The sequence below is a fragment of the Streptomyces sp. NPDC002640 genome, from assembly GCF_053592575.1.
Genome location: NZ_JBSFVZ010000022.1, coordinates 84,346 through 108,967, shown reverse-complemented (window position 1 = coordinate 108,967; position 24,622 = coordinate 84,346). Strand labels below are relative to the sequence as shown.

At 74.3% G+C, this 24,622-nt stretch carries 24 protein-coding genes and 1 pseudogene; 8 read left to right on the top strand and 17 right to left on the bottom strand.

All coding sequences use genetic code 11. The annotated features are described in order from the left end of the window. Positions 1-53 precede the first annotated feature (53 nt). Positions 54-851, bottom strand: a complete 798-nt coding sequence (locus ACWD3O_RS26110; protein WP_451412816.1) for a zf-HC2 domain-containing protein — start codon at positions 849-851, stop codon at positions 54-56. Continuing rightward, complete coding sequence (gene sigE, locus ACWD3O_RS26105) at positions 848-1,642, bottom strand: RNA polymerase sigma factor SigE (RefSeq protein ID WP_451412817.1); 795 nt, start codon at positions 1,640-1,642, stop codon at positions 848-850. The genes ACWD3O_RS26110 and sigE overlap by 4 nt, the downstream gene beginning before the upstream one ends. Positions 1,643-1,799: 157 nt before the next feature. Here sigE and ACWD3O_RS26100 point away from each other — a divergent pair. Beyond that, positions 1,800-2,481, top strand: a pseudogene (locus ACWD3O_RS26100) (O-methyltransferase). 106 nt (positions 2,482-2,587) lie between these two features. On the opposite strand, the gene ACWD3O_RS26095 reads toward ACWD3O_RS26100, so the two are convergent. After that, positions 2,588-2,755 carry a DUF3117 domain-containing protein gene (locus ACWD3O_RS26095; RefSeq protein WP_003966491.1) on the bottom strand — a complete coding sequence of 56 codons (168 nt, stop codon included), beginning with the start codon at positions 2,753-2,755 and terminating at the stop codon, positions 2,588-2,590. 381 nt (positions 2,756-3,136) lie between these two features. Between ACWD3O_RS26095 and chcB the strand changes: the two genes are divergently transcribed. Then, positions 3,137-3,937, top strand: coding sequence for a 2-cyclohexenylcarbonyl CoA isomerase (gene chcB, locus ACWD3O_RS26090; protein ID WP_451417559.1), 801 nt, complete (start codon positions 3,137-3,139; stop codon positions 3,935-3,937). A 75-nt stretch (positions 3,938-4,012) separates the two neighbouring features. Here the strand turns inward: chcB and ACWD3O_RS26085 are convergent, their stop codons facing one another. Together ACWD3O_RS26085 and ACWD3O_RS26080 are read right to left on the bottom strand one after the other, a co-directional pair. Further along, positions 4,013-4,633, bottom strand: a complete 621-nt coding sequence (locus tag ACWD3O_RS26085) for a DNA-3-methyladenine glycosylase I (protein ID WP_451417558.1) — start codon at positions 4,631-4,633, stop codon at positions 4,013-4,015. Continuing rightward, positions 4,630-5,121 (bottom strand): DivIVA domain-containing protein, encoded by a 492-nt coding sequence (locus tag ACWD3O_RS26080; protein WP_451417578.1) that lies wholly within the window; start codon positions 5,119-5,121, stop codon positions 4,630-4,632. The genes ACWD3O_RS26085 and ACWD3O_RS26080 overlap by 4 nt, the downstream gene beginning before the upstream one ends. 128 nt (positions 5,122-5,249) lie before the next feature. Between ACWD3O_RS26080 and folP the strand changes: the two genes are divergently transcribed. Further along, a complete protein-coding gene (gene folP / locus ACWD3O_RS26075) occupies positions 5,250-6,110 on the top strand; it encodes a dihydropteroate synthase (RefSeq protein WP_451412820.1) in 861 nt (286 codons plus the stop codon). A 112-nt stretch (positions 6,111-6,222) separates the two neighbouring features. Here the strand turns inward: folP and ACWD3O_RS26070 are convergent, their stop codons facing one another. Together ACWD3O_RS26070 and dapE are read right to left on the bottom strand one after the other, a co-directional pair. After that, the gene (locus tag ACWD3O_RS26070) at positions 6,223-7,014 is read right to left on the bottom strand and encodes an LOG family protein (RefSeq protein WP_451412821.1); all 792 of its coding nucleotides are present in this window, start codon (positions 7,012-7,014) and stop codon (positions 6,223-6,225) included. A gap of 240 nt (positions 7,015-7,254) precedes the next feature. Continuing rightward, complete coding sequence (dapE, locus tag ACWD3O_RS26065) at positions 7,255-8,334, bottom strand: succinyl-diaminopimelate desuccinylase (RefSeq protein ID WP_451417557.1); 1,080 nt, start codon at positions 8,332-8,334, stop codon at positions 7,255-7,257. 85 nt (positions 8,335-8,419) lie between these two features. Between dapE and ACWD3O_RS26060 the strand changes: the two genes are divergently transcribed. Together ACWD3O_RS26060 and ACWD3O_RS26055 are read left to right on the top strand one after the other, a co-directional pair. Then, positions 8,420-9,415, top strand: a complete 996-nt coding sequence (locus ACWD3O_RS26060; protein WP_451417556.1) for a heavy metal transporter — start codon at positions 8,420-8,422, stop codon at positions 9,413-9,415. Between the two features lie 393 nt (positions 9,416-9,808). Further along, on the top strand, positions 9,809-10,198 hold the full coding sequence (locus tag ACWD3O_RS26055; RefSeq protein WP_451412824.1) for an ATP-binding protein: 390 nt from the start codon (positions 9,809-9,811) through the stop codon (positions 10,196-10,198). Between the two features lie 73 nt (positions 10,199-10,271). Here the strand turns inward: ACWD3O_RS26055 and dapC are convergent, their stop codons facing one another. Together dapC and fdxA are read right to left on the bottom strand one after the other, a co-directional pair. Then, positions 10,272-11,369 carry a succinyldiaminopimelate transaminase gene (dapC, locus tag ACWD3O_RS26050; RefSeq protein ID WP_451417555.1) on the bottom strand — a complete coding sequence of 366 codons (1,098 nt, stop codon included), beginning with the start codon at positions 11,367-11,369 and terminating at the stop codon, positions 10,272-10,274. A gap of 206 nt (positions 11,370-11,575) precedes the next feature. Next, the gene (gene fdxA / locus ACWD3O_RS26045) at positions 11,576-11,896 is read right to left on the bottom strand and encodes a ferredoxin (protein WP_077966227.1); all 321 of its coding nucleotides are present in this window, start codon (positions 11,894-11,896) and stop codon (positions 11,576-11,578) included. A 140-nt stretch (positions 11,897-12,036) separates the two neighbouring features. Between fdxA and ACWD3O_RS26040 the strand changes: the two genes are divergently transcribed. Continuing rightward, the gene (locus ACWD3O_RS26040; RefSeq protein WP_451417554.1) at positions 12,037-13,041 is read left to right on the top strand and encodes a GNAT family N-acetyltransferase; all 1,005 of its coding nucleotides are present in this window, start codon (positions 12,037-12,039) and stop codon (positions 13,039-13,041) included. A 17-nt stretch (positions 13,042-13,058) separates the two neighbouring features. Then, positions 13,059-13,937 carry a transglutaminase-like domain-containing protein gene (locus tag ACWD3O_RS26035; RefSeq protein ID WP_451412827.1) on the top strand — a complete coding sequence of 293 codons (879 nt, stop codon included), beginning with the start codon at positions 13,059-13,061 and terminating at the stop codon, positions 13,935-13,937. A gap of 75 nt (positions 13,938-14,012) precedes the next feature. Here ACWD3O_RS26035 and ACWD3O_RS26030 read toward each other — a convergent pair whose 3' ends face one another. The 4 genes from ACWD3O_RS26030 to ACWD3O_RS26015 all read right to left on the bottom strand — a co-directional run bounded on the left by ACWD3O_RS26030 (position 14,013) and on the right by ACWD3O_RS26015 (position 17,973). Next, positions 14,013-16,094, bottom strand: a complete 2,082-nt coding sequence (locus tag ACWD3O_RS26030; protein ID WP_451417553.1) for a hypothetical protein — start codon at positions 16,092-16,094, stop codon at positions 14,013-14,015. Between the two features lie 180 nt (positions 16,095-16,274). Continuing rightward, positions 16,275-16,700 (bottom strand): DUF6113 family protein, encoded by a 426-nt coding sequence (locus tag ACWD3O_RS26025; protein WP_451412829.1) that lies wholly within the window; start codon positions 16,698-16,700, stop codon positions 16,275-16,277. Next, positions 16,697-17,674 carry an N-acetyl-1-D-myo-inositol-2-amino-2-deoxy-alpha-D-glucopyranoside deacetylase gene (mshB, locus tag ACWD3O_RS26020; protein ID WP_451417552.1) on the bottom strand — a complete coding sequence of 326 codons (978 nt, stop codon included), beginning with the start codon at positions 17,672-17,674 and terminating at the stop codon, positions 16,697-16,699. The genes ACWD3O_RS26025 and mshB overlap by 4 nt, the downstream gene beginning before the upstream one ends. A 104-nt stretch (positions 17,675-17,778) precedes the next feature. Further along, positions 17,779-17,973 carry a hypothetical protein gene (locus ACWD3O_RS26015; protein ID WP_166021337.1) on the bottom strand — a complete coding sequence of 65 codons (195 nt, stop codon included), beginning with the start codon at positions 17,971-17,973 and terminating at the stop codon, positions 17,779-17,781. A 177-nt stretch (positions 17,974-18,150) separates the two neighbouring features. On the opposite strand from ACWD3O_RS26015, the gene ACWD3O_RS26010 reads away from it, so the two are divergent. Further along, positions 18,151-20,313, top strand: a complete 2,163-nt coding sequence (locus ACWD3O_RS26010) for a prolyl oligopeptidase family serine peptidase (protein ID WP_451417551.1) — start codon at positions 18,151-18,153, stop codon at positions 20,311-20,313. Between the two features lie 142 nt (positions 20,314-20,455). Here the strand turns inward: ACWD3O_RS26010 and ACWD3O_RS26005 are convergent, their stop codons facing one another. From ACWD3O_RS26005 to ACWD3O_RS25990, 4 genes are read right to left on the bottom strand one after another with little or no spacing between them, the layout of a single operon-like run. After that, complete coding sequence (locus ACWD3O_RS26005; RefSeq protein WP_451417550.1) at positions 20,456-21,541, bottom strand: ABC transporter ATP-binding protein; 1,086 nt, start codon at positions 21,539-21,541, stop codon at positions 20,456-20,458. A gap of 57 nt (positions 21,542-21,598) precedes the next feature. Then, positions 21,599-22,603, bottom strand: a complete 1,005-nt coding sequence (locus ACWD3O_RS26000) for an ABC transporter ATP-binding protein (protein ID WP_451417549.1) — start codon at positions 22,601-22,603, stop codon at positions 21,599-21,601. 8 nt (positions 22,604-22,611) lie between these two features. Beyond that, positions 22,612-23,676 carry an ABC transporter permease gene (locus ACWD3O_RS25995; RefSeq protein WP_451417548.1) on the bottom strand — a complete coding sequence of 355 codons (1,065 nt, stop codon included), beginning with the start codon at positions 23,674-23,676 and terminating at the stop codon, positions 22,612-22,614. Further along, positions 23,669-24,592, bottom strand: coding sequence for an ABC transporter permease (locus tag ACWD3O_RS25990; protein WP_356137134.1), 924 nt, complete (start codon positions 24,590-24,592; stop codon positions 23,669-23,671). The genes ACWD3O_RS25995 and ACWD3O_RS25990 overlap by 8 nt, the downstream gene beginning before the upstream one ends. Positions 24,593-24,622 lie beyond the last annotated feature (30 nt).

The following is a 24,622-nucleotide window of genomic DNA, read 5'->3' as shown; positions in this document are numbered from 1 at the left end:
GCGGCGCAGTCCGGATTCAATCAGGTTCCCGCACCGGCGCGCAGAGAACCTGGTCAGCGTCCCACGGGAGGGGAAGCCGTGGCTCCGGTCGGCGCGGGCGAGGGGGCGGTCAGCAGGCCCGGCAGCCCCGGCGTCACCGGAGTGCCCGGCTGTATCAGGGGCGTGGGCGCCTCCTCCGGCACGGACTGCGCGCCGCCGGAGATCAGCGGCGCGGCCGCCGGGGCGAGCTGCTGCCGCTGCCCGGCCGCGCTGTGCGCGAGCAGCGGCGCCGCGGAACGGCGGCGGCTGTCCACCGTGGCGGCGGCTCCGGCCCCCTGCTGGCGCGAGGGAGTGGCGTTGCTGCGCAGGCCGCCGCGGTCGGAGTCGGAGACCGGCACCACCGTGGTGACGCCGCCGAGCGCCACCGCGGCCAGCGAGACCGCGCTCGCGGCGGCGAAGGCGAACCTCCGGCCCCGGGAGGCCGCGGCCCGCTCGGCCTGGGCGCGGCCGACGTCGTGGATGGGGAAGCCGTGCGTGGCCGAGGCGGACAGGCCGAAGGCGTCGGTGTTCCGGGAGCCGAACATGGCGCTCCCGGGTCCCTGTTCCCCGGCCGCCCGGCGCAGCTCGTCGGGCCCGCCCGCGGGCAGCCCTTGCAGGCGCGCGAGAAGGCTCTCGGATGGCGTGGGGCCGGGGACCTCGGCGAAGACGTTCTTCAGTCTGCGCTGGGCGTCGGCCTCGACCCGGCAGCGGGCACAGGTCGCCAGGTGCGCCAGCACGCGCTCGCGCGCCTCGTGGCCCAGCTCGCCGTCGACCAGGGCGGAGAGCCGGTCCCCGAGGTGCTGCTCGGCCGGCGTCGGACGTGACTCACTCACGCGGTCGCGCCTCCTCCTCTCAGCGCCGGCAGGCGGGTGACGCCGAACCGGCGCGCGGCGCGCGCCTCGGGAGAGCGGTGGGCGAGCGCCTTGCGGAGCTGCGAACGGCCGCGGTGGATCCGGCTGCGGACCGTACCGAGCTTGACCCCCAGGGTGGCGGCGATCTCCTCGTACGACAGTCCTTCGATGTCGCAGAGGACGACCGCGGCGCGGAACTCGGGCGCCAGCGTGTCCAGCGCCTGCTGGATGTCGGCGTCGAAGTGGGCGTCGTTGAAGACCTGCTGGGGCGACGGCTCACGGCCGGGCAGCCGCTCGGCGGCGTCCTCGGCGAGGGCGTCGAAGCGGATGCGCTGCTTGCGGCGCACCATGTCCAGGAAGAGGTTGGTCGTGATCCGGTGCAGCCAGCCCTCGAACGTGCCGGGGGAGTACGTGGACAGCGAGCGGAACACCCGGACGAAGACCTCCTGCGTGAGGTCCTCGGCGTCGTGCTGGTTGCCGGTCAGGCGGTAGGCGAGCCGGTACACGCGCGCGCTGTGGGTGCTGACGATCTCCTCCCAGGTGGGCGGAGTCCACGCCGCCCCCTCGCCGTCGGTGGCGAACGTCGCGGTGCGGGTGGGCTCGGCGGAGGCACGGTCGGCCTCCGGGCCGGCCGTACGGTCAGCAGCGGTGTCGGTCACGGATTTCGGCCTGGCCGCCGACCCGAGGAGGCGTCTGAGCCCTCCACCGCGGTCTGCGGGCGCGGCCGCACCTCCCCTGTCGGCTCTGGTGGTGTCCAGTGGAGCCCCTACCATAGCCATCTCGTCCGTTAGCTCCGGATAAGCAGTTTTGCGAGAGTTCGCCACTCGCTCCATCGTCGCTTCCCCCGTCTCCTCGGCGCCTTTCCCCTCACCCTTCAAACGCGGCGTCCCGCCGCCAGGTTCCCGACGGCGCCGGATACAGTCACGACGAATGGATCCAGTGGGACGCCTAAGACGCGGACGGGGACGGGAGGGCGGCCATTAGCGGCAACCGGCAGGCGAGTTGGGCGCTGGCCGACGCGTTCGTCGCGGAGGACGAGGCGCTGCTCGTGGCCCGCGACCGGGCTCGGGAGGCGGGGCTGCGCCCCGTGACGCCCGCCGCCGGCTCGGTGCTGCGGCTGCTCGCCGCGTCGGTGGGTGCCAAGGCGGTCGCCGAGATCGGCACCGGCACCGGCGTCTCCGGCGCCCACCTGCTGCACGGCATGCGGCCGGACGGGGTGCTCACCACGGTGGACACCGAGCCGGAGTACCAGCAGTCGGCGCGGCAGGCGTTCCGGGCCTCCGGCTTCGCCGTCAACCGGGCCCGGCTGATCCCCGGGCCGGCGCTGGACGTGCTGCCGCGGCTCGCGGACTCCGGGTACGACCTCGTCTTCTGCGACGCGGACCGGCTCGAGGTGCTGGACTACCTCGCCGAATCGTTGCGCCTGCTGCGGCCGGGCGGTCTCGTGGTGTTCGCGGGCGTCCTGGCGAACGGCAGGACGGTGGGCACGGGGCCGCAGCCGACGGAGGTGCTGCGCCTGCGCGAGCTGCTCCGCGAGGTCCACGAGAACGAGGAGCTGGTCCACTCCCTCCTCCCGGTGGGCGACGGCCTGCTCTGCGCCGCCAAACGCTGACGCGACCCCATCGGCGGGCGCGGCAGGACAGGGCCCCGGAAAAAGGCCGCTGCCCGGTCCCCTGGGGGAACCGGGCAGCGGACGTCACGCTGAGTGGTGGTCGGCGTCAGCCGACGACCTTCTTGAGGGCGTCGCCGAGCGCATCCGCCTCGTCCGGAGTCAGCTCGACGACGAGCCGACCGCCGCCTTCGAGCGGAACGCGCATGACGATGCCCCGCCCCTCCTTGGTCACCTCGAGCGGGCCGTCGCCCGTCCGCGGCTTCATGGCCGCCATGCTCGTTCCCCTTCCTGAAACCAGCTCAACCGCCGTGCCGGAAGACCTCGAGGAGGACGCGCCGCGAAAAGGACGCACCTCGAAAAGGACTCGCCTGCCCCGAGCGGGCAGGCGTCACCGGCATCGAACACATTGCTTCCCGGCCATTATCCCGCATCTCACGCACCAATCACCAACATCAGTCCGCATCGCTTGCGCAACGCGCGAGGCCAAAACCACTCAATTCGGGGATGTCACTGCGATACTGCGCCGCCGATCCGACCGGCCGGGACCGAATGGTGACCGGAATACTTTGTCCGAGGTCACACACCGGCCACCGTCCGGCTTCCGGAATCTCCGCCATGCTGTCCTGACGACAGCAACCGACGGAGGGATTCCGAGATGGCCGACACCGTGCTCTACGAGGTCAGCGACGCGCTGGCGATCGTCACCCTGAACCGCCCCGAGGCGATGAACGCGCTGAACGTCGAGGCGAAGGTGGCGCTCCGCGACGCCCTGCGGGCCGCGGCGGAGGACCCCGGGGTGCGGGCGGTGCTGCTCACCGCGGCCGGTGACCGCGCCTTCTGCGTGGGCCAGGACCTCAAGGAGCACATCGAGCTGCTCGCCGCCGGGGAGGACGGCGGGGAGGGCCGGCTCAGCACGGTGAGTGAGCACTACAACCCGATCGTCCGCGCCATCGCCGGGATGGCCAAGCCGGTGGTCGCGGGCGTCAACGGGGTGGCCGCGGGGGCCGGCTTCGGCTTCGCGCTGGCCGCGGACCACCGGATCGTCGCGGACACCGCCAAGTTCACGACCTCCTTCGCGGGCGTCGCCCTGACCGCGGACTCCGGGGTCTCCTGGACGCTGCCGCGGGTGGTCGGCCCGGGCCGCGCCACCGATCTGCTCCTCTTCCCCCGCTCCGTCGACGCCCGGGAGGCCCTGGAGCTGGGCATCGCCGACCGGGTGGTGCCGGCCGCCGAGCTGCGCGCGGAGGCGGAGAAGGTGGCCCGGAAGCTGGCCGAGGGGCCCACGGTCGCCTACGCGGCGCTCAAGGAGTCGGTCGCCTTCGGCCTGACCCACTCGCTGGAGGAGACCCTGGAGAAGGAGGACGAGCTCCAGGGCCGGGCCGGCTCGTCGGAGGACCACCGGATCGCGGTGCAGGCGTTCCTCGACAAGGAGCGCCCGAAGTACCTGGGCCGCTGACGCGGCCGGCGCCACGGACCGCGGGCCGGGGCCGACCGCGGGCTCGGGCCGACCGCGGGTCCGCCCGGCCCGCGGTCAGGCCTCGCGCACGGAGCAGTCGGCCAGGTGGTCGTTGACGAGGCCGCAGGCCTGGAGCATCGCGTAGGCGGTGGTGGGGCCCACGAAGCGCAGGCCGCGGCGTTTGAGGTCCTTGGCCAGGGCGGTCGACTCCGCCGTCACGGCGGGCACGTCGGCGAGGGTGCGGGGGGCCGGGCGGGGCGCGGGGGCGTGGGACCAGATCAGCTCGTCGAGCTCGCCCGGCTTCCAGCCGGCCAGCACCTTGGCGTTGGCCAGGGTGGCGTCGACCTTGGCCCGGTTGCGGATGATCCCGGGGTCGGCGAGCAGCCTGGCCCGGTCCTCCTCGGTGAACGCGGCCACCTCGGCGATCCGGAACCCGGCGAAGGCGGCCCGGAAGCCCTCACGGCGGCGCAGGATGGTCAGCCAGGACAGGCCCGACTGGAAGGCCTCCAGGCAGAGGCGTTCGAACAGCGCGTCGTCCCCGTGGACCGGGCGGCCCCACTCCTCGTCGTGGTAGGCGAGGTAGTCGGGCGTGGACAGTCCCCAGGGGCAGCGCGGCCGTCCGTCCGGACCGGGCACCGCCCCGGAGTCCGGCGCGGCCTCCGTCACGGCCGCGGGCGGGGGCTCGGCGGGGGTCATCGGGTCTCCCCCGGGCCGGTCCACCCGTGGTGGTCGCCGTCGTGGTGGTCGCCGCCGTGGTGGTCGCCACCGCGCCGGTCGCCGCCGTCCTCGCGGTCCGCCGGCTTCGCGTCGCCGGGCGCGGTCCCCTCCGGGCGCTCCTCCCGGCCCCGCTCGTCCCGTGACGCGAGGAGCGTCGCCCGGGCGGCGTCGGCGCGGGCGGTGTCCAGGGCGGACTCCAGCGCGGCGATGCGCTCGTCGCGGACGGCGAGCTCGTGGGCCAGACGGACGAGGGCGTCGTCGACGTCCGCCATCCGGTAGCCCCGCAGGGCCGGCGGGAAGCGCAGCGCCTCCACGTCCCGCGTGGTCAGCGCGCGGGACGGGTGCAGCGGGTCGTGGAGGCGGTCCGGCGGCGCCTCGGGCAGCACGGCGCGGTCGCCGCCGCCGACGACGGCCAGTGTGGTCGCGGTCACCACCACGGCGAGCGCGACGACCAGGAAGAGGAACATTGCCAAGGCTGCTGCCCCCGCGGGTGTCGAAGTTGCCAGGGGTCCGATCGTGCCATGCCTCCGGTGCGGTTAGGGTCGCAGAGCCGAAGACCGGTGCAGCGGGACGCAGAGGAAAGAGGCCGCACGGAATGCTCAGGCTGGGCAGGCGTGAGTTCGACACGCACGAGCCGGTGATCATGGCCATCGTGAACCGGACGCCCGACTCCTTCTACGACCGGGGCGCCACCTTCCGTGACGAACCGGCCCTCGCCCGGGTGGAGCAGGCGGTGGCCGAGGGCGCCGCGATCATCGACATCGGCGGGGTGAAGGCGGGCCCGGGCGAGGAGGTCGACGCCGTGGAGGAGGCCCGCCGGACGGTGGGCTTCGTGGCCGAGGTGCGGCGCCGGTTCCCCGACGTGGTGATCAGCGTGGACACCTGGCGGCGCGAGGTCGGCGAGGCGGTCTGCGAGGCCGGCGCGGACCTGCTGAACGACGCCTGGGGCGGCGTGGACCCCGGGCTGGCCGAGGTGGCGGCCCGGTACGGGGTGGGGCTGGTGTGCACCCATGCCGGGGGCGCGGAGCCGCGGACCCGGCCGCACCGGGTGGCCTACGACGACGTCATGGCCGACATCCTGAAGGTGACCGTGGGGCTGGCCGAGCGGGCGGTGTCGCTCGGGGTGCCCCGTGAGTCGGTGCTGATCGACCCGGGGCACGACTTCGGCAAGAACACCCGGCACAGCCTGGAGGCGACCCGTCGGCTCGGCGAGATGACGGCCACCGGGTGGCCGGTGCTGGTCTCGCTCTCCAACAAGGACTTCGTCGGCGAGACGCTGGACCGGCCCGTCAAGGAGCGGCTGCTGGGCACGCTGGCTACCACGGCGGTGTCGGCCTGGCTGGGCGCCCAGGTCTACCGGGTGCACGAGGTCGCGGAGACCCGGCAGGTCCTGGACATGGTGGCCTCGATCGCCGGCCACCGCCCGCCCGCGGTCGCCCGCCGCGGCCTGGCCTGAGCCGGCGGGCCCGGCCGGCCGGCGGCGGGTGCCCGGAGCGGAACCGGGCGGGCCAGGCGAGCCAGGCAGGACGGGCCGGCCAGGCGGGACGGGCTGGGAGGGACGGGGGCGTCTAGCGGCCGGCCGCGCCGCGGGAGACCAGGGCGACGGCCTCGTCCACGTCGTCGGTGAGGTGGAACAGGTCCAGGTCCTTCTCGGAGCACTTGCCCCCGGCGACCAGCGTGGTCTTGATCCAGTCGACCAGGCCGCCCCAGTGCTCGCTGCCGAACAGGACGATCGGGAAGCGGGTCACCTTGCCCGTCTGGACCAGGGTGAGCGCCTCGAACAGCTCGTCCAGGGTGCCCATGCCGCCGGGCAGGACGACGAAGCCGCGCGAGTACTTCACGAAGCAGGTCTTGCGCGCGAAGAAGTACCGGAAGTTCAGCCCGATGTCGCAGTACGGGTTGAGCCCGGTCTCGAAGGGCAGCTCGATGCCGAGGCCCACGGAGACGCCGCCGCCCTCGCGGGCGCCCTTGTTGGCGGCCTCCATGGCGCCCGGGCCGCCGCCGGTGATCACGGCCCAGCCGGCCTCGGCCAGCCCCCGCCCCAGCCGGACCCCCGCCTCGTACTCGGGCGAGTCGGGCTTCGTGCGGGCGGAGCCGAAGACGCTGATGGCGTGCGGCAGCCCGGACAGCGCGCGGAAGCCCTCGCCGAACTCGGCCTGGATCCGGGCGACCTGCCAGGCGTCACGTTCGGTCCAGCCGGACTCGCCGTCCGGGTCGAGGAGTCTGCGGTCGCTGTCCCCCGCGGGGCCGGTCGTCCGTTCGTCGGGGGCGGCCTCGACCGGGTCGAGGCCGTGCAGCAGGTAGCCGAGCCGTTCCTCGCGCGGGGACACCTGCGTTCCCTCGGAGTTGCCTGCGGTCATGGGCTCTCCCCTCCGTGACGGTTTCTCCGCGTCCTCCGCGGAGAGGTCCTCCGCAGAGAGTAGGTCTACGCGGGTTACCCACTGGGGACACGAACATGTCCGTCGTGTGCCGTCCAGTACCCGTTTCGGTGCCCTTTCCGGACCTGCCGTGCCGCCCCGGGCCCCGCCGCGCCCCCGCCGGGGCACCGCTGGGGCACCGCTGCGGCGGGGCCGTGGCTCCTCCCCGGCCGTCCGGCCTCCTCAGCCGGTCAGCCAGTCCCGCAGCCGGCGCTCGGCCTCGGGGATCATCGACGCCCGCACGCGCTCGTCCCTCTTGTGGGCGAGCAGCGGGTTGCCGGGCCCGTAGTTCACCGCGGGGACGCCGAGGGAGCTGAAGCGCGACACGTCGGTCCAGCCGAACTTGGGCCGCGGGGTGCCGCCGACGGCCTCGATGAACGCCTGGGCGGCGGGGTGGGAGAGGCCCGGGAGGGCGCCGGGGCTGTGGTCGTCGACCACGAACTCCTCGATCGGGCAGTCCGCGAAGACCTCGCGGACGTGGGCGATCGCCTCCTCCTCGCCGCGGTCGGGCGCGTACCGGAAGTTGACGGTGACGGTGCACGCGTCGGGGATGACGTTGCCGGCGACGCCGCCCTCGATCGCGACCGCGTTGAGGCCCTCCCGGTACTCCAGGCCGTCGATGACCGGGCGGCGCGGCCGGTACTCGGCGAGGCGGCTGAGGATGGGCGCGGCGGCGTGGACGGCGTTGGCGCCCATCCAGGAGCGCGCCGAGTGGGCCCGCTCGCCGGAGGTGCGCAGCTTGACCCGCAGGGTGCCCTGGCAGCCACCCTCGACCTGCCCGTCGGTGGGCTCGAGGAGGACCGCGAAGTCACCCTCCAGCCAGTCGGGGTGTGCGGCGGCCACGTGACCGAGCCCGTTGAGGTCGGCGGCGACCTCCTCGTTGTCGTAGAAGACGAAGGTCAGGTCGCGGTTGGGCTCGGGCACGGTGGCGGCGATCCGCAGCTGCACCGCGACACCGGACTTCATGTCGCAGGTGCCGCAGCCCCAGAGCACGCCCTCCTCGTCGAGGCGGGAGGGCACGTTCTCGGCGATCGGCACGGTGTCGATGTGCCCGGCGAGGACGACCCGCTCCGGGCGCCCCAGCCGGGTGCGGGCCACCACGTTGTTCCCGTACCGGTCGACGGTGAGGTGGGGCAGGGTCCGCAGTGCCGCCTCGATCGCGTCCGCCAGGGGCTTCTCGGTGCCGCTCTCGGAGGGCAGGTCGACGAGCCTGGCGGTCAGCAGCGCGGCGTCCAGCGAAAGATCAAGCGGGGATTCGGCCATGACCCCGACCCTAACCCCCGCCCGGCGAAGAGAGGTTGTCCACAGGGCTCGGGTACCGGGGTACACCTCCGTTAACGTGTTACCCGTGAAAGAGACGTCAACCGCCCCCAAACGTCGCGGTCGCCTCTTCCGTTACGGAGCGGCCCTGGTGGTGCTGTGCTCCCTCGCGGGTTACGTGGCGGCCCGGCACCTGCCCGGTGGCACCGGTCCTACCGGACCGGGCTGCGAGGTGGTGGCCTCCGGCGGACGCGGCGAGGCCGCCCGCTACGCGTTCACGCCCGAGCAGGCCGTGAACGCCGCCACCATCACGGCCGTCGGCACGGCCCGCGACCTGCCCGAGCGCGCCGTGACGATCGCCCTGGCGACCGCGCTCCAGGAGTCCTCGCTGCGCAACATCCGCTACGGCGACCGGGACTCCCTCGGCCTCTTCCAGCAGCGGCCCTCGCAGGGCTGGGGCACGCCCGAGGAGATCATGGACCCGGCCTACGCGGCCGGACAGTTCTACGACCACCTGGTGAAGGTCCCGGACTACACGGAGATGCCGCTGACGGTCGCCGCGCAGGAGGTGCAGCGCAGCGGCTTCCCGGACGCCTACGCCAAGCACGAGCCGGACGCCTCGCTGATGGCCGCGGCGCTCACCGGCCGCAGCGCGGCCACGCTGACCTGCTCCGGGCGGCCCGCGCCGGACGCGCAGGCCGGGCCGGAGGCGGTCCGGGCGGCGCTGACGCGCGACTTCGGCACCGATGTGCTGGACACGGCCGCCGCGGAGGTCACCAAGGAGGTCACCGGGGCGGGCTCCGAGGAGGTCTCGGAGGACGGGACCGGCGCGGAATCCCCCTCCCCGGTGGCCGAGCGGACGGTGACGGTCCCGGTCGCGGAGCCCGAGGAGCGCCGGCGGGGCTGGCAGTTCGCCCACTGGGCGGTGGCCAACGCGTCCTCCCTGGGGATCGAGAAGGTCGCCTACGAGGGCCGGGAGTGGACGTCCGGTTGGGGCGCCTGGCAGCAGGCCACCGGCGAGGACGCCAAGGGCGCGCCCGGTGCGCCCGGCGCCGGCCAGGTCCGGATCGTCACCTCGCGGTAGCGGCCGGGGGGCTCGCCCACACCTCACGCAAACCGGGCTCACCCACACCCTGGCCACCCACACCCGCCCCCCTCGCTCAGGCTTGCGAGGCTTCGCCCGGTGGGGCCAACCGGCCGCCTGCCGTCCGCTGTGCGGCGGCGGTTATCGCACTGGTGGCCCACCGGGCGCCGTATCCGTTGCGGCAGCGGCGGCGGAAGGTTTCCGCAGCGCCCGACACGCTGTCCGGAACGTCCCGTTCCGTCCGCAGCCGATAATGCGACGCATTGCCAACTCTTTACGTCGGCGGTCCGCAACCTTCGGCCCGCCCGGTCCGTAAACACTGCGTCCGCCTCGCCGGACCATGACCTGGCGGTCGACCCACGAGGCCGCCGTGGACCGAACGTAAGGAGCACCATGTCCCTCCCCCTGACCCGCCGGATCGCCCGTGCCGCGCTGCTCGTCGCCGCGGGAGCCGCGCCCGTCGTCGGCGCCGCCGGATCCGCGCAGGCCGCCCCCGCCCTGCCGGACCTGGCTCCGGTGTCGGCCCTGGACGGCGCCGGAGACCTGGGCTCCACCCTGAGCGGCGTGACCTCCCACGTGACCGGTCTGGCCGGCCAGGCCGGCGGCGAAGCGGTCGAGGGCGGGACCAAGGCCGCCACCGGCGGCGCCACGATGGCCGGGAACGCCGCCGAGGGCGTGCCGGACGTCCAGAAGGTGGTGGGCGGGGTCGCCGGGCAGGCGGGCACCATGGTCGGCGACGCGACCGGCAGCCTCCCGGTGGGCGACCTGCCGCTGCCGGTCTGACCGCCGCCCCCGCCGAAGCAGCGGGCCCCCGGAGCCCATGGGCACCGGGGGCCTCGGTGTGCCCGGGGCGCCGTCAGCCGAGCCGCGCCACGGCGGCGGCCACCCGTTCGTCGGTGGCCGTGAAGGCGACGCGGACGTGCCGCTCGCCGGCCTGGCCGTAGAAGTCGCCGGGGGCGACCAGGATGCCCAGCGAGGCCAGGTACGCCACGGTGTCCCAGCAGGACTCGTCGCGGGTGGCCCACAGGTACAGGCTGGCCTCGCTGTGCTCGATGCGGAAGCCGTGCCGCTCGAGCGCGCCCCGCAGGAGCTCACGCCGGGCCGCGTACCGCTCGCGCTGCTCGGCCACGTGCGCGTCGTCGCCCAGCGCGGCCGTCGCGGCGGCCTGGGTGGGCATGGAGGTCATCATCCCGCCGTGCTTGCGCAGCTGGAGCAGCGGCATCAGGACCTCCTGGTCGCCCAGGAGGAACGCCGCCCGGTAGCCCGCCAGGTTGGAGCGCTTGGAGAGCGAGTGGACGGCCACCAGCCCCTCGTGGGAGCCGCCGCAGACGTCGGGGTGAAGCACCGACACCGGCTCGGCCTCCCAGCCGAGTTCGAGGTAGCACTCGTCGGAGACCACCAGCACGCCGTGCTCGCGCGCCCAGGCCACGATCCGCCGCAGCTCCTCCTCGGGGAGCACGCGGCCGGTCGGGTTGGACGGCGAGTTCAGCCAGAGCAGCTTCAGCGAGCTGGGGTCCAGGTCCTTCGTCGGGTCGTCGTAGGCCGCGAAGTCCGCGCCGGCCAGACGGGCGCCCACCTCGTAGGTCGGGTAGGCCAGCCGGGGGAAGGCCACGGTGTCCCCCGGGCCGAGACCGAGCTGGATCGGCAGCCAGGCCACCAGTTCCTTGGAGCCCACAACCGGCAGCACGTTGCGGTGCGTCAGCCCCTGGGCCCCGAGCCGTCGCCCCGCCCAGCCGGTGATGGCGTCGCGCAGCTCCGGGGTGCCCCAGACCGTGGGGTAGCCCGGCGAGTCGGCCGCCTCGGTCAGCGCCTTCCGGATCAGCTCCGGCACCGGGTCCACCGGCGTGCCGACGGAGAGGTCGACGACGCCGTCCGGGTGCTCCGCCGCGGTCGCCTTGTAGGGCTCCAGCTTGTCCCAGGGGAAGTCCGGCAGGCGGCTCGAGAGCTCGGACACGGGTTTGGCTCACTTTCCTCGTGGCGCGGGTGGTGCGGGATGGGCGGCGCGGACCGGCACGGCACGGACGGCGTGCACGGGCACGGCGGCGCGGACGGGCACGGCGGCGCGTGCGGCGTGGGAGGCGAAACGCCTCGGTCCCGCAGGCGACCGGTGCCGGATCGCCGTACGGGACCGAGGGGGAGTGATCACTCCTACGGGTTCCGCTACTGGTTCTGCGGGGGCAGCGCGGCGACGAAGGGGTGGTCGCGCTCGATCAGGCCCAGCTTGCTGGCGCCGCCGGGAGAGCCGAGCTCGTCGAAGAACTCCACATTGGCCTTGTAGTAGTCCTTCCACTCGTCCGGGGTGTCGTCCTCGTAGAAGATCGCCTCGACCGGGCAGACCGGCTCGCAGGCACCACAGTCGACGCACTCATCCGGGTGGATGTAGAGGGAGCGCTGCCCCTCGTAGATGCAGTCGACCGGGCACTCCTCGATGCACGCCTTGTCCTTCACGTCGACACAAGGCTGCGCGATGACGTAGGTCACGCTGTCGTTCCTCCTCGATAGGGCGCTGGCGGGCCTCCGCAGGCTCCGCCGCCTGGCGCGCGGGAGCGCGGCGTCGTCGATGCCCGCCCCTAGTATCTCCACTTCGGGACCCGAACCGAACACGAGGGGTGAACCGACCAGTGGAAATCTCCGCCGAAACGCGATCCGCGCTGCACCTTAACGGCTCTGACGTGGGCAAACGCGTCTCCGTGCGGCGGCTCGCCGAAGACGGCGACGCGGGTGCGAAGTTCACCGACACGGTCGGGGTTCTCACATCATGGAACGACGGCGTGCTGTCGATCACCCGTCGCGACGGCGAGCGGGTGCGGATCGACGAGTCGACGCTGGTCGCGGGCAAGGTGGTTCCTCCGGAGCCGGCCCGCCGCCGCGGCCCCGCCGCCTCGTACCGGGAACTGGCACGGGTGGCCGCCCGCGGCTGGCCCCCGGTGGAGAGCGAGCCGCTCGGCGAGTGGGTGCTGCGGGCTGCCGCCGGGTTCACCCGGCGCGCCAACTCGGCGCTGCCGACGGGCGACCCCGGCGTGGAGCTGGACCGGGCGCTGGACGCCGTGTCCGCCTGGTACGCCGAACGGGGGCTGCCCGCCTACGTCCAGGCGTCGACCGGGGCGGAGGGCACCGACGAACTGCTCTGCGTGGCCCTCGAGGAGCGCGGATGGGTGCGGGAGGTGACGGCGGAGCTGTGGACCGGCGGGCTCGCCCCGGTGGCCGACGCGGTGGACCCGGACGCCGCCGCGGTCGTGCTCTCCCGGCACACCGACGAGGCGTGGCTGGCGCGTTACCGGCGCAAGGGCGTCACCGAGGTGGCCCGCCGGGTGCTGGAAGCCGGGCCGTCGGTGTGGTTCGCGACCGTTCCGGGCCCGGAGGGCGAGCCGCCGGCCGCCATCGGCCGGTGCGTCGTGGACGGCAGGTGGGCCGGGTTCGCCGCGGTGGAGGTGGCACCGGAGCGTCGGCGCGAGGGGCTGGCGACCCGCGTGATGGCGGCGCTCGCCGGGCAGGCGTTGAAGGAGGGCGCCTCCGCGGGCTGGCTCCAGGTGGAGACCGACAACACCGGGGCCCGCCGGCTGTACGACGCCCTGGGCTTCACGGCCCACCACGCCTACCACCACTACCGTTCCCCCGAGGCCTGAGGAGGCGACCGCACGGCATGCTGACCCCCGACCCCCCGGTCCCCTCCGGGCCGGAACAACGCGCCCGCTGGACCGCCCGGTTCGCCGCCGAGGCGCGCGCCGAGCGTCCCGACCTGGTGACGCTGTGCCTGCTGATCGGCGCGGTCGCGGACTCCTCCTTCGACGAGGCCGGCATGGACGAGGTCCAGATGGAACTCGACCGGCTGGCCGGACGCCTGCCCTTCCGGCCGGGTGGCCCCCGCGAGTGGGCCGAGGCGGTGCGCGCTCTGCTGGGCGAGGAGGAGGGGTTCGCGGGCGGCGAGGCCGACTACCGCGACCTGCGCTCCTCGCTGCTGCACCAGGTGCTGCGGCGCAGGCGGGGACTGCCGATCCTGCTGTCGGTGGTGTGGACGGAGGTCGCCCGGAGGGCGGGCGCGCCGGTCCACGGGGTCGCGCTGCCGGGCCACTTCGTCGTCGGGTTCGGCCCGGCCGACGATCCGGCGCGGCAGGTGCTGGCCGACCCGTTCGCGGGCGGGCGGCTGCTCACCGGCCCGGACGCGGAACTGCTGGTGCTGGACGCGACGGGCTCCTCCCCCGACCCCGCCGACCCGTCGGTGTACGAGCCCGCCCGGCCGCTGGAGGTGGTCGTGCGGATCCTGAACAACGTCCGCGCCTGGGCGGCGGCCCGCCCCGAGCAGTCCGCGACGGCGCTCTGGGCGCTGGAGCTGTCCCTGCTGCTGCCCTCCCGCCCGGCGCACCTGCGCTACGAGTACGCGCAACTCCTGGTCAACAGGGGAGAGTTCATGGCCGGCGCGGAGGAACTCGAGGTCTACGCCGACGTGGTGGAGGAGGTCGACGAGGAGCTGGCCGAACGGGTGCGCGGCCAGGCCAGGTCGGCCCGCGCCCGTCTCAACTGACGCGTCTGCCGGACGAGTCCGCCCGCACCGCCCCGAAGGGCCGTGCGGGCGGAGGTCGTCGGGGCGGTCGTGCGGTCAGCTGGGGTTCGTCTCGATGACGCCGATCCGCTCGGTTTTGTCGAGCAGGGCGGGGCGCAGCGCGCCGATGACGTCCTCGACGGTCACCGGGGTCTTCTTCCCGGTGGCGCGGGTGACGAGCACCCCGTCGAAGGTCTCGCCGTAGAGCTTCTGCAGCTCCGCCTGGTCGTAGCTCTCGACCAGCCGGCCGTCGACGGCCTGCACGCGCAGGAACCGCCAGAGCGACTTCTCCGGGCTGAAGGAGATGGTGTGCGCGGCATCGGTCTGCACCGTCACCAGGCCGGACATGGCGGGCTGGGCGAACTCCTTCATCATCCGGTTCACCTCGGCGTCCGGGACGCTGGGCTCGCGGGTGACGACCGGCAGCTCCACGGCCTTCGCGTCGCCGGTGGCCACCTGCTCGCGGTAGGCCGCCTGGACCGCGGGCACGGCCTTCTGGAGGTCGATGCCCTTGCCGGGCTTGCCGTAGACCGGCACGGCCTTCCCGGCGCGGAACTCGATGCCGCCCTCGGTGACCGAGCCGGCGCCGCCGGCGGCCTCCTCCAGCGCCGCGCGCAGCTTCTCGGCGTCGACCGGCATGGCGGGATCGACCACCCGTTCCTGGCCGAAGAGCGAGCCGATCACGGAGACCGGGTTGTAGTCGCTCCTGGCGGCCTCGCCGACGGTGGCGCGGGTGTCGATCTCCAGGCCCGCCTGCTCCGGCTCCAGGTTGACGACCTCGCCGTCCACGGCCAGCTTCAGCGGCTGGCTCATGCGCTCGCCGAGCGCCTGGTCCAGCTTCTGCGCGGCCTCGTCGCGGGTGCCGCCGCCTATCTCCACGCCGAGCACGGTGGTGCCCTTGGGCACGTCGGAGTGGTTCAGCAGCAGGCCGGCGCCGTAGGCCACGGCCGCCAGGGCGACCAGGGCGCCGCCGAGCAGGGCCACCTTGTTGCGGCCCTTCTTCTTCGGCGCGGCGGGCGCGGCGGGCGCCGGGGCCGGGGCGGGAGCCGGGGTGGGGGCGGGGACCGGGCTGAACATGCCGGGCGGCGGGACGGCGGGCCCGCCGTGGGCTCCGCCGGCCGGCGGGGCGCCGGGGCCGGCGGGCACCCGGGGGATGCCGCTGGTGAGGGTGTCGCCGGAGATGTTGTCCTGGCGGCGCGGGGCGCCGGGGGCGGGGCGCTGCGGGGTGAGCACCGCGGTGTCGTCGCTGAGGCCGCCGCCGAGGTCGGGGGTGAGCGGGCCGCTGCCGGTCACCGGGCCGCCGGTCGGGCCCGTGGGGGGCTCGGGGCGGGAGGCCGGTGCGGCGCTCGCGCCGGGGGCCCGGCCCGCGGGGGTGTTGGCGCCCGCGCCGGGGGCCTGGCCGCCGCGGGGGCCGAGCGGGCCGGCGTTGAGCGCCTCGGTGACGTCCACCGAGCCGGTGCCGCCGCCGTGTCCGGGGGCCACCGGTCCGCCGGTGGCGCCGGGGAGGCCGGAGCCGTTGGTACCGCCGGAGCCGCCCTGGCCGGGGCGGGGGGCGCCGGCCGGACGCGGGGCGCCGGCCGCGGGACGCTGCCCGATGGGCGCCGCGCCGCCGGCGCGGGGCGTGGTGGGCCGCTGCGGGAGGGCCGGGGCGGGGGTGCCCGCCGCGGGCGTGCGGCCCTGGCCGGAGGGGCTGTTGCCCTGGCCGGAGGGGCCGGAGGGGCCGGAGGGGCCGGACGGGCCCGGCAGCGCGTCGCGGCCCGGCTTGGGGCCCGCCGGGTCGCCCTGCGGCGCGGGCGCGGGGGCCTTGCGCGGGGCGAACCAGTCGCTGGCCTTCTCCTTCGCCGGGGCCTGGGGCGACGACGGCGTGTCGGCGGGCGCGGCGGACGCGGCGGAGGTGTCCGTGCCGCCGGGAGGGGTGGCCCCTTCGGGCGCGGACTGCTCGCCCGCGGCGGAACCCTCCCCCACGGGCTTGCGCACCACCACCGGCGGGATCGGCCGGGACCCCGGGATGTTGATCTTCACGCGGGTCGTCAGCGTGGTCTCGGTCTTGCGGCCTTCCGGCGTCGTCGGCTCGGAGGGGTGCGCGGATCCGCCGTTCCCGCTGGGCGTGGGGGACGGATTGTCAGTTTCACGACTCAAGGCAGGTTCTCCCGGTTGGCTCCGCCGCCCGTCACGACCTCACAGCGGGCTTCTCGGCGGCGCGCTCCACGATACTGGCCGCTTCCCGCGGGTAACCCACGGCCGAGGGCATATCCACCCCGGTGGTCACCGGGACGACAGGACGAAGCGGGACGTCACTCCCATGTGGGACGGCGGGACTCAGCGGTCGCGGCCGCCACCGAGGGTGGCGCAGATCATAGCGACCACCATGCCACCGAGGAGGAACAGGTAGGGCCGCAGGCCGGCGCCGAACACGAAGTCGCCCTCCGGACGGCTGGTGGTGAGGAGCACGACGGCGATCAGCCAGCCCACCACGGGGACGGCCGCCCCGGCCCGGGAGGCCATCAGCCGCGCTCCGGCGAGGAAGGTCCCGGCCGTCCCGGCGAGGGCGAGCAGCAGCCCGCCGGGGAAGAACGCGCCCTGCACCAGGGAGCCGGCGACCCCGACGACCGCTCCGAGCAGGAGCAGTCCGGCGTAGGCCGCGGTGCGGCCGGCCGAGGGCAGACTCAGCGGCTGGGCCAGGAGGCTTCCGGGGCCTCCGGGGCCTCCCGCGGGCGGCTGCGTTCCCTTGGCGTTCGTGCTCACGCGGCATCTCCTTCGGTGACCCCGGAACCGGCGGGACCGGCGGGACCCGGGGAGCCGGCGGGACCCGGGGTCCCGGTGGTCCCCGCGCTCCCGGCGATTCCCGCGAACAGGTCGTCCTCCACGCCCGGGCCGCCCGGCTCGCCCTTCACCAACTCGTAGTGCTCCACCGCGAACAGCGGCTGGGCCAGCTCGTTGGAGAGCGCGAACCAGGGCGCGCGCACGGCGATCTGGGTGGCGTGGGCGGTCATCGCGGCGGCCTTGGCGGCGGCGTACGGGGTGCCCTCGGCGTCCAGCCGGGCGGTGATCCGCTCCGGGTCGTCGACGATGCCGGGCAGGTCGTCCACGGCGGCCGGCGCGGGGAACGGGAGCCCGGACAGGGCCTCGTGGAGGCGGGCGAAGGCCTCCTCGGCGACCGGGCGCGGCATCCGGGTCCAGTAGATCTTCGGGATGTCCCAGGCGTCGCCGAGGTCGGGGCGCAGGCCCGGGTCCGCGGCCAGTTCGGCCGCGCGCATCGCGACCCGGTGGGCCTGGATGTGGTCGGGGTGGCCGTAGCCGCCGTCCGGGTCGTAGGTCACCAGCACCTGCGGGCGGACCTCGCGGATCACGGCGACCAGGTGCTCGGCGGCCTCGTCCACCGGGGCGCCCCAGAAGGCTCCTGGCGCGTCGTTGTCGGGCAGGCCCATCATCCCGGAGTCGCCGTAGCGGCCCTCGCCGCCCAGCAGCCGGACGTCCGTCACGCCCAGCTCGCGCATGGCCGCGGCCAGCTCCTGCCGGCGGTGCGCGCCCAGCGCGGCGCCCGACAGGTGGGCCAGCTCGGGCGGGATGACCTCACCGAGCTCGCCGAGGGTGCAGGTCACCAGGGTGACCCCGGCGCCCTCGGCCGCGTAGCGGGCCATGGTGGCGCCGTTGTTGATCGACTCGTCGTCCGGGTGCGCGTGCACCAGCAGCAGGCGACGAGCGGGCGTGTCCGTCATGGGGCCAGCTTAGGCGGGCGCCCACGACCCGGCTCGGCGCCCCGGTCGGCGGACCGGTGTACGCCGCCGTCCCGGGGGTATCCGGGACGGAGGAGGACGACGGGTCAGAACTTGAAGCTGCCGATCATGCCCGCGATGTTGTTCGTCAGCTCGCTGATCGTGGGGGCCACCGACGAGGCGGCGAGGTAGAACCCGAGCAGCATGCAGACGATCGCATGCCCCGCCTTCAGCCCCGACTTCTTGATCAGCAGGAAGACGACGATCGCCAGCAGCACCACCACCGAGATCGAGAGTGCCACGGCGGTTCACCTCCAAAGCTCCCTAGGACACAGGCAGTCGGACCGAAGGGGCGACAAATCCTTCGCGCAGCCAGCAGGTTGATACCCACCGGACGGCAGCGATCATAACTATCCGAGGCCACGCATGAGTCGGCGCACAGCCGCACGCGGGGGGCGCATGGCCAATATGGTCAGGTCATGCAGACGGACACCGAATCCTTCCCCCGGCGGCACGCCCGCACCCAGCGGTTCACCCTCGGGGCGCCGCGCGCGTTCACCGTGGCACCCGACGGTTCCCGGGTCGTCTTCCTGCGCTCCGGCTCCGGCACGGACCGCGCCGGAGCCCTCCGGGTGCTCGACCTGGAGGCCGCGGACGGTCCCGCCGAGCGGCTCGCGGCGGACCCCGCGGCGCTGCTGGACGGCGCCGGGGAGGACCTCTCCGCCGAGGAACGCGCGCGTCGCGAACGGAGCCGTGAGGGCGGTGCGGGCATCGTCTCGTACGCCACCGACGCGGCCGTGGAGATGGCGTGTTTCGCCTTGTCAGGGCGGCTTTTCGCGGCCGAGCTGAGGGCCGGGACGGTGCGCGAGCTGCCCGTGGAGGGGCCGGTCGTCGACCCTCGCCCCTCCCCCGACGGACGCCGCGTCGCGTACGTGGCGGGCGGCGCCCTGCGGGTCGTCGGGGCGGACGGCGAGGGCGGCCGGGCGCTGGCGGAGCCGGAGTCGGGGACGGTGGCGTACGGGCTCGCCGAGTTCGTCGCGGCGGAGGAGATGCAGCGCTTCCGCGGCTTCTGGTGGTCCCCGGAATCGGACCGGCTGCTGGCCGCCCGGACCGACGACGCGCCCGTCCGGCGGTGGTGGATCGCCGATCCGGCGCACCCCGAGCGGGAGCCGCGGCCGCAGGCGTACCCCGCGGCCGGAACCCCCAACGCCCACGTACAGTTGTTCGTCTTCGGCCTCGACGGCAGCCGCACGGAGGTCCGCTGGGACCGCGAGGCGTTCCCCTATCTGGCACGAGTGCACTGGTCAGCGGGGGGTCCGCCGCTGATCCTGGTGCAGTCGCGGGACCAGCGCGAGCAGCTCACGCTGGCCGTCGACCCGGACACCGGGGCCACCCGGACGCTGCTCGGCGAGAGTGATCCAACATGGCTTGAATTGTTCGCTGCCACCCCGTGCTGGAACCCGGCCGGAGAGCTGGTGCGGATCACCGACGAGAGCGGGGCGCGGGCCCTCGCGGTGGGCGGCCGCACGCTCACCGACGGACGGCTGCACCTGCGGGCGGTGCTGGACGTCTCCGAGGACGACGTCCTGGTGTCGGCCTCCGCGGGCGAGGAGGCCGGCGCACCGGAGATCGGTGAGGTGCACGTCCACCGGGTCACGGCCGACGGGGTGGAGCGCGTCTCCACGGAGCCGGGCGTCCACACGGCGGTGCGCTCGGGCGGGGTGACGGTGCTGGTGTCGTCCACGCCCGACCGGCCGGGCGCCCGGGCGGTGGTGCTGCGCGACGGCGCGGAGGTCGCCCGGATCGCCTCGCACGCCGCCGACCCCGGCCTCACCCCGCGGGTCTCCCTCACCGAGGCGGGCGCGCGGCGCATTCCGTGCGCCGTGCTGCTGCCCACGCACTACCGCGCGGGTGACCTCCTGCCCGTCCTCATGGACCCGTACGGCGGCCCGCACGGGCAGCGCGTGTACGCCTCGCACAACGCCCACCTGACCTCCCAGTGGTTCGCCGACCAGGGGTTCGCGGTGATCGTCGCCGACGGGCGCGGCACCCCGGGGCGCTCCCCCGCGTGGGAGAAGGCGGTCCGTGGCGACCTCACCCTCGCCCTGGAGGACCAGATCGACGCCCTCCACGACCTGGCCGAGCGGTATCCGCTGGACCTGTCGCGGGTGGCCGTGCGGGGCTGGTCCTTCGGCGGTTACCTGGCCGCGCTGGCGGTGCTGCGCCGGCCGGACGTCTTCGCGGCGGGCGTCGCCGGGGCGCCGGTCACCGACTGGCGGCTCTACGACACCCACTACACGGAGCGGTACCTGGGCGACCCGGCCGCCGACCCGCGGGCGTACGCGGCCAGTTCGCTGGTGACCGACGACGGGCTCTCCGGGGCCGCCGGGCGCGGCCGGCCACTGATGGTGATCCACGGGCTGGCCGACGACAACGTGGTGGCCGCGCACACCCTGCGGCTCTCCTCCGCGTTGCTGGCCGCGGGACGGCCGCACGAGGTGCTGCCGCTGTCGGGGGTGACCCACATGACGCCGCAGGAGCAGGTGGCGGAGAACCTGCTGCTGCTCCAGGTCGACTTCCTGCGCCGCTCGCTGGGCATGGCCCCGGCGGGGGCGGACGGCGCGGCCCGGCCGGCGGGCTGACCGCCGCGCACGGGCTCGGCGGGAACGGCACGGGCCGGGGCGACATGGCGCGCCCCGGCCCGTTCACGGCACCCGCACGGCCGTACCCCCTCAGCGTTCCCCGTCCGTATATCGGATACGGGTCGGCTCAATTACCTGCCGGTTAACGGGGCGGCTCGTCCGGCTCCTCCTCGGGCACCACCCGCTTCTCCTCGGCGAAGTGACAGGCCGACGGATGCGCCGCCGGGCCGCCCCGGTCGCGGAACGCCTCCGGGACGGCGAGCGCCGGGACCTCCTCGGCGCAGCGCTGCTGGGCCTTCCAGCAGCGGGTGCGGAAGCGGCAGCCGGAGGGGATGTTCGTCGGCGAGGGCACGTCGCCGGTGAGGATGATCCGCTCCCGGCGGTCGCGGGCCGCCGGGTCGGGGACGGGAACGGCGGAGAGCAGCGCCTGGGTGTAGGGGTGCGTGGGATGGTCGTAGATGGCCCGGTCGGTGCCGGTCTCCACGATCCGTCCGAGGTACATCACCGCGACGCGGTCGGAGATGTGCCGCACCACGGACAGGTCGTGCGCGATGAACACGTAGGCGAGCCCGAACTCGTCCTGGAGCCGCTCGAGCAGGTTGACCACCTGGGCCTGGACCGAGACGTCGAGGGCGGAGACGGGTTCGTCGGCGACGATGATCTCGGGCCGGAGCGCGAGTCCGCGGGCGATGCCGATGCGCTGGCGCTGCCCGCCGGAGAACTGGTGCGGGTAGCGGTTGACGTGCTCGGGGTTGAGGCCGACCACCTCCAGCAGCCCCTGCACGCGGCGCCGGCGGTCGCCCTTGGGGGCGGCCTCGGGGTGGATGTCGAAGGGCTCTCCCACGATGTCGCCGACGGTCATCCGGGGATTGAGCGAGGTGTACGGGTCCTGGAAGACCATCTGGATGTTCCGGCGCACCGCCTTCAGGGCGCGGCCGGACAGCCGGGTGACGTCCTCGCCCTTGTAGCGGATCGATCCCGCGGTGGGCCGCTCGAGGTTGACCAGCATCCGCGCCACCGTGGACTTCCCGCAGCCGGACTCCCCGACGATGCCGAGGGTCTCGCCGCGGCCGAGGGCGAAGTCGACGCCGTCGACGGCCTTCACGGCGCCGACCTGCTTGCGGAAGACGATCCCCCGGGTGAGCGGGTAGTGCTTCACGAGCCCCTCGACCTCGAGGATCGGCTCGGTCGTCGTGTCCGTGCCGGGTGTGGGCGCCATGGTGGCCATCGGTTCTCCTGGCGGCGGTCGGGCGGTCGGGGCGGGGAGCGGTTCGGGGCGGGGTGGTCAGCGGGGGGCGGAGTTCTCCAGGCAGTCCTGCCAGAAGTGGCAGGCGCTGCCGCGGCCGGGCGCGGAGACGGGGCCCCGGTCCACGGCGTACAGCGGCGGGACGTCGGTCCGGCAGACGTCCTGGGCCATCGGGCAGCGCGGGTGGAAGGGGCAGCCGGGCGGGACGGCGGTGAGGCTGGGCGGCAGGCCCTTGATCGCGTAGAGCTCACCCCCCTTGTGGTCCAGGCGCGGGATGGAGTCCAGCAGGCCGCGGGTGTAGGGGTGCGCGGGCGCCTTGTAGAGGTCGTGCACCCCGGCCGTCTCGACGATCCGTCCGGCGTACATCACGGCGATCCGGTCGGCGACGTCGGCGACCACGCCGAGGTCGTGGGTGATCAGGATGAGCCCCATCCGGTACTCGCGCTGAAGCTCGGCGAGCAGGTCCATGACCTGGGCCTGGACCGTGACGTCCAGCGCGGTGGTGGGCTCGTCGGCGATGATCAGCGCCGGTTCCAGCGCCAGCGCCATGGCGATCATGATGCGCTGGCGCATGCCCCCGGAGAACTGGTGCGGGTAGTCCCGCACCCGCTGTGCCGCCGCGGGGATGCGGACCCGGTCCATCAGCTCGACCGCCTTGGCGCGGGCGTCCTTCTTCGACAGGCCGCGGTGGACGACGAACATCTCGCCGAGCTGGTCCCCCACGGTCATCACCGGGTTGAGGGAGGAGAGCGCGTCCTGGAAGATCATCGCCATCTCCGCGCCGCGGACGGTCCGCCGTTCCTCCTCCTTGAGCCGGAGCAGGTCGCGGCCCTGGAAGAGGATCTCGCCGCCGGTGATCCGGCCGGGCGGCGTGTCGAGGATGCCCATGACGGCCTGGGCGGTGACGGACTTCCCGGAGCCGGACTCGCCGAGCACGGCGAGGGTCTCGCCCGCGTCGACGCTGTAGCTGACCCCGTTCACCGCCTTGGCCACGCCTTCCCGGGTGGTGAACTCCACGCGCAGGTCACGGACGTCGAGCAGCATGGCGCGGCTCACCTCAGCTTCGGGTCGAGGGCGTCGCGGACCGCGTCGCCGAGCATGATGAACGCCAGCACCGTGAGCGCCAGCGCGCCGGCCGGCCAGAGCAGCATGTGCGGGGCGTTGCGGATGTACGGGGAGGCGGAGGAGATGTCGATGCCCCAGCTGACCGTGGGCGGCTTCAGCCCGACGCCCAGGTAGGAGAGCGTGGCCTCCAGGGCGATGTAGGTGCCAAGCGCGATGGTGGCGACCACGATCACCGGGGCGACGGCGTTGGGCGCGATGTGCCGCAGCAGCATCCGGGGGCTGGAGGCGCCGAGGGCGCGGGCCGCCTGGACGTAGTCGTGCTGCTTGGCGGTGATGACCGCGCCGCGGGAGATGCGGGAGATCTGCGGCCAGCCCAGCAGCACCATGAAGCCGATCACCGGCCAGACGCTGTTGCTGGTGACCACCGACAGCAGGACCAGGCCGCCCAGGACCACGGGGATGGCGAAGAAGACGTCGGTGAGGCGGGAGAGCAGCGCGTCCCAGATGCCGCCGAAGAAGCCTGCGAGGCCGCCCAGGACGCTGCCGAGGAGGGCGACGCCGAGGGTGGCGCAGACGCCGACGGTGACCGAGGTGCGGGCGCCGTACACGGTGCGGGTGTAGACGTCGCAGCCCTGGCCGTTGAAGCCGAACGGGTGACCGGGCTGGGAGCCCTCCTGGGCGCGGGCCAGGTCGCAGTCGAGCGGGTCGCCGGAGGTGAGCAGGCTGGGCCAGACCGCGATCAGCAGGAGGAAGAGGATCAGCAGCGACGAGACGAGGAAGACCGGGTTGCGGCGCAGGTCCCGCCAGGCATCGGACCACAGGGAGCGCGGCCTGGCCGCCGGCCCGCCGCCGTCGGGCCCGGGGTCGCCCTCCAGCGTGCGGCCCTCCTCGGTGGCCAGGTCCATGGAGCCGCCGAAGCCCGTCCCGGCGATCGCGCCGTCCCCGGCGGTCCGGCCGCCCTCGGAACGGCCGGCCTCGGTCCGGCCATCCCCGGAACGGTCGCCGCGCGGGTGGTCACCGGGGTCGGGAAGCGGCTGCCGCGGTTCAGGCATAGCGGATCCTCGGGTCGAGTACGGCGTACAGAAGGTCGACGATGAGGTTCGCCACCAGGAAGACCAGCACCAGCACCGTCACGAAGCCGACCACGGTCTGGGTGTTCTGCCGGAGGATGCCCTGGTAGAGCTGGTAGCCGACCCCGTGGATGTTGAAGATCCGCTCGGTGACGATGGCGCCGCCCATCAGCGCGCCGACGTCCGTGCCGATGAAGGTGACCACGGGGATCAGCGAGTTCCGCAGCAGGTGCCGGGTGACCACCCGGCGGCGCGGGAGCCCTTTGGCGACGGCGGTGCGGACGTAGTCGGAGCGGCGGTTCTCGGCGATGGAGGTGCGGGTCAGCCGGGTGACGTAGGCCAGCGAGACGGAGGCCAGCACCAGGCCGGGGACGATCAGCTCGCCGAAGCCGGCCTCGTAGGAGACCGAGGGGTTGATCCAGCCCCACTTCACGCCGAGCAGCAGCTGCAGCAGCAGGCCGGTGACGAAGGTGGGCACGGAGATCACCACCAGGGTGGCGACCAGGACGCCGGTGTCCACCGGGCGGCCGCGGCGCATCCCGGTGACCACGCCGAGGGCGATGCCGATGACGATCTCGAAGAGGATCGCCACCAGGGTCAGCCGGATGGTCACCGGGAAGGCCGTGCCCATCAGTTCGGTGACCTTCTGGCCGTTGAAGGCGGTGCCGAAGTCTCCGGAGAGGACGTTGCCCATGTAGGTCAGGTACTGCTTCCAGACGGGCTGGTCGAGCCCGAACTCCGCCTTGAGGCGGGCCGCCGTCGCCGGGTCGCAGGCCCGGTCGCCGCAGAGGCCGGCGACCGGATCGCCCATGACGTTGACCATCAGGAAGATCAGCAGCGTCGCGCCGACGAACACGGGGATCATCTGCAGCAGACGCCGGATCACGTAGCGTCCCATGGTGCCTCCCGGCCAGGGTTGCGGACCGAA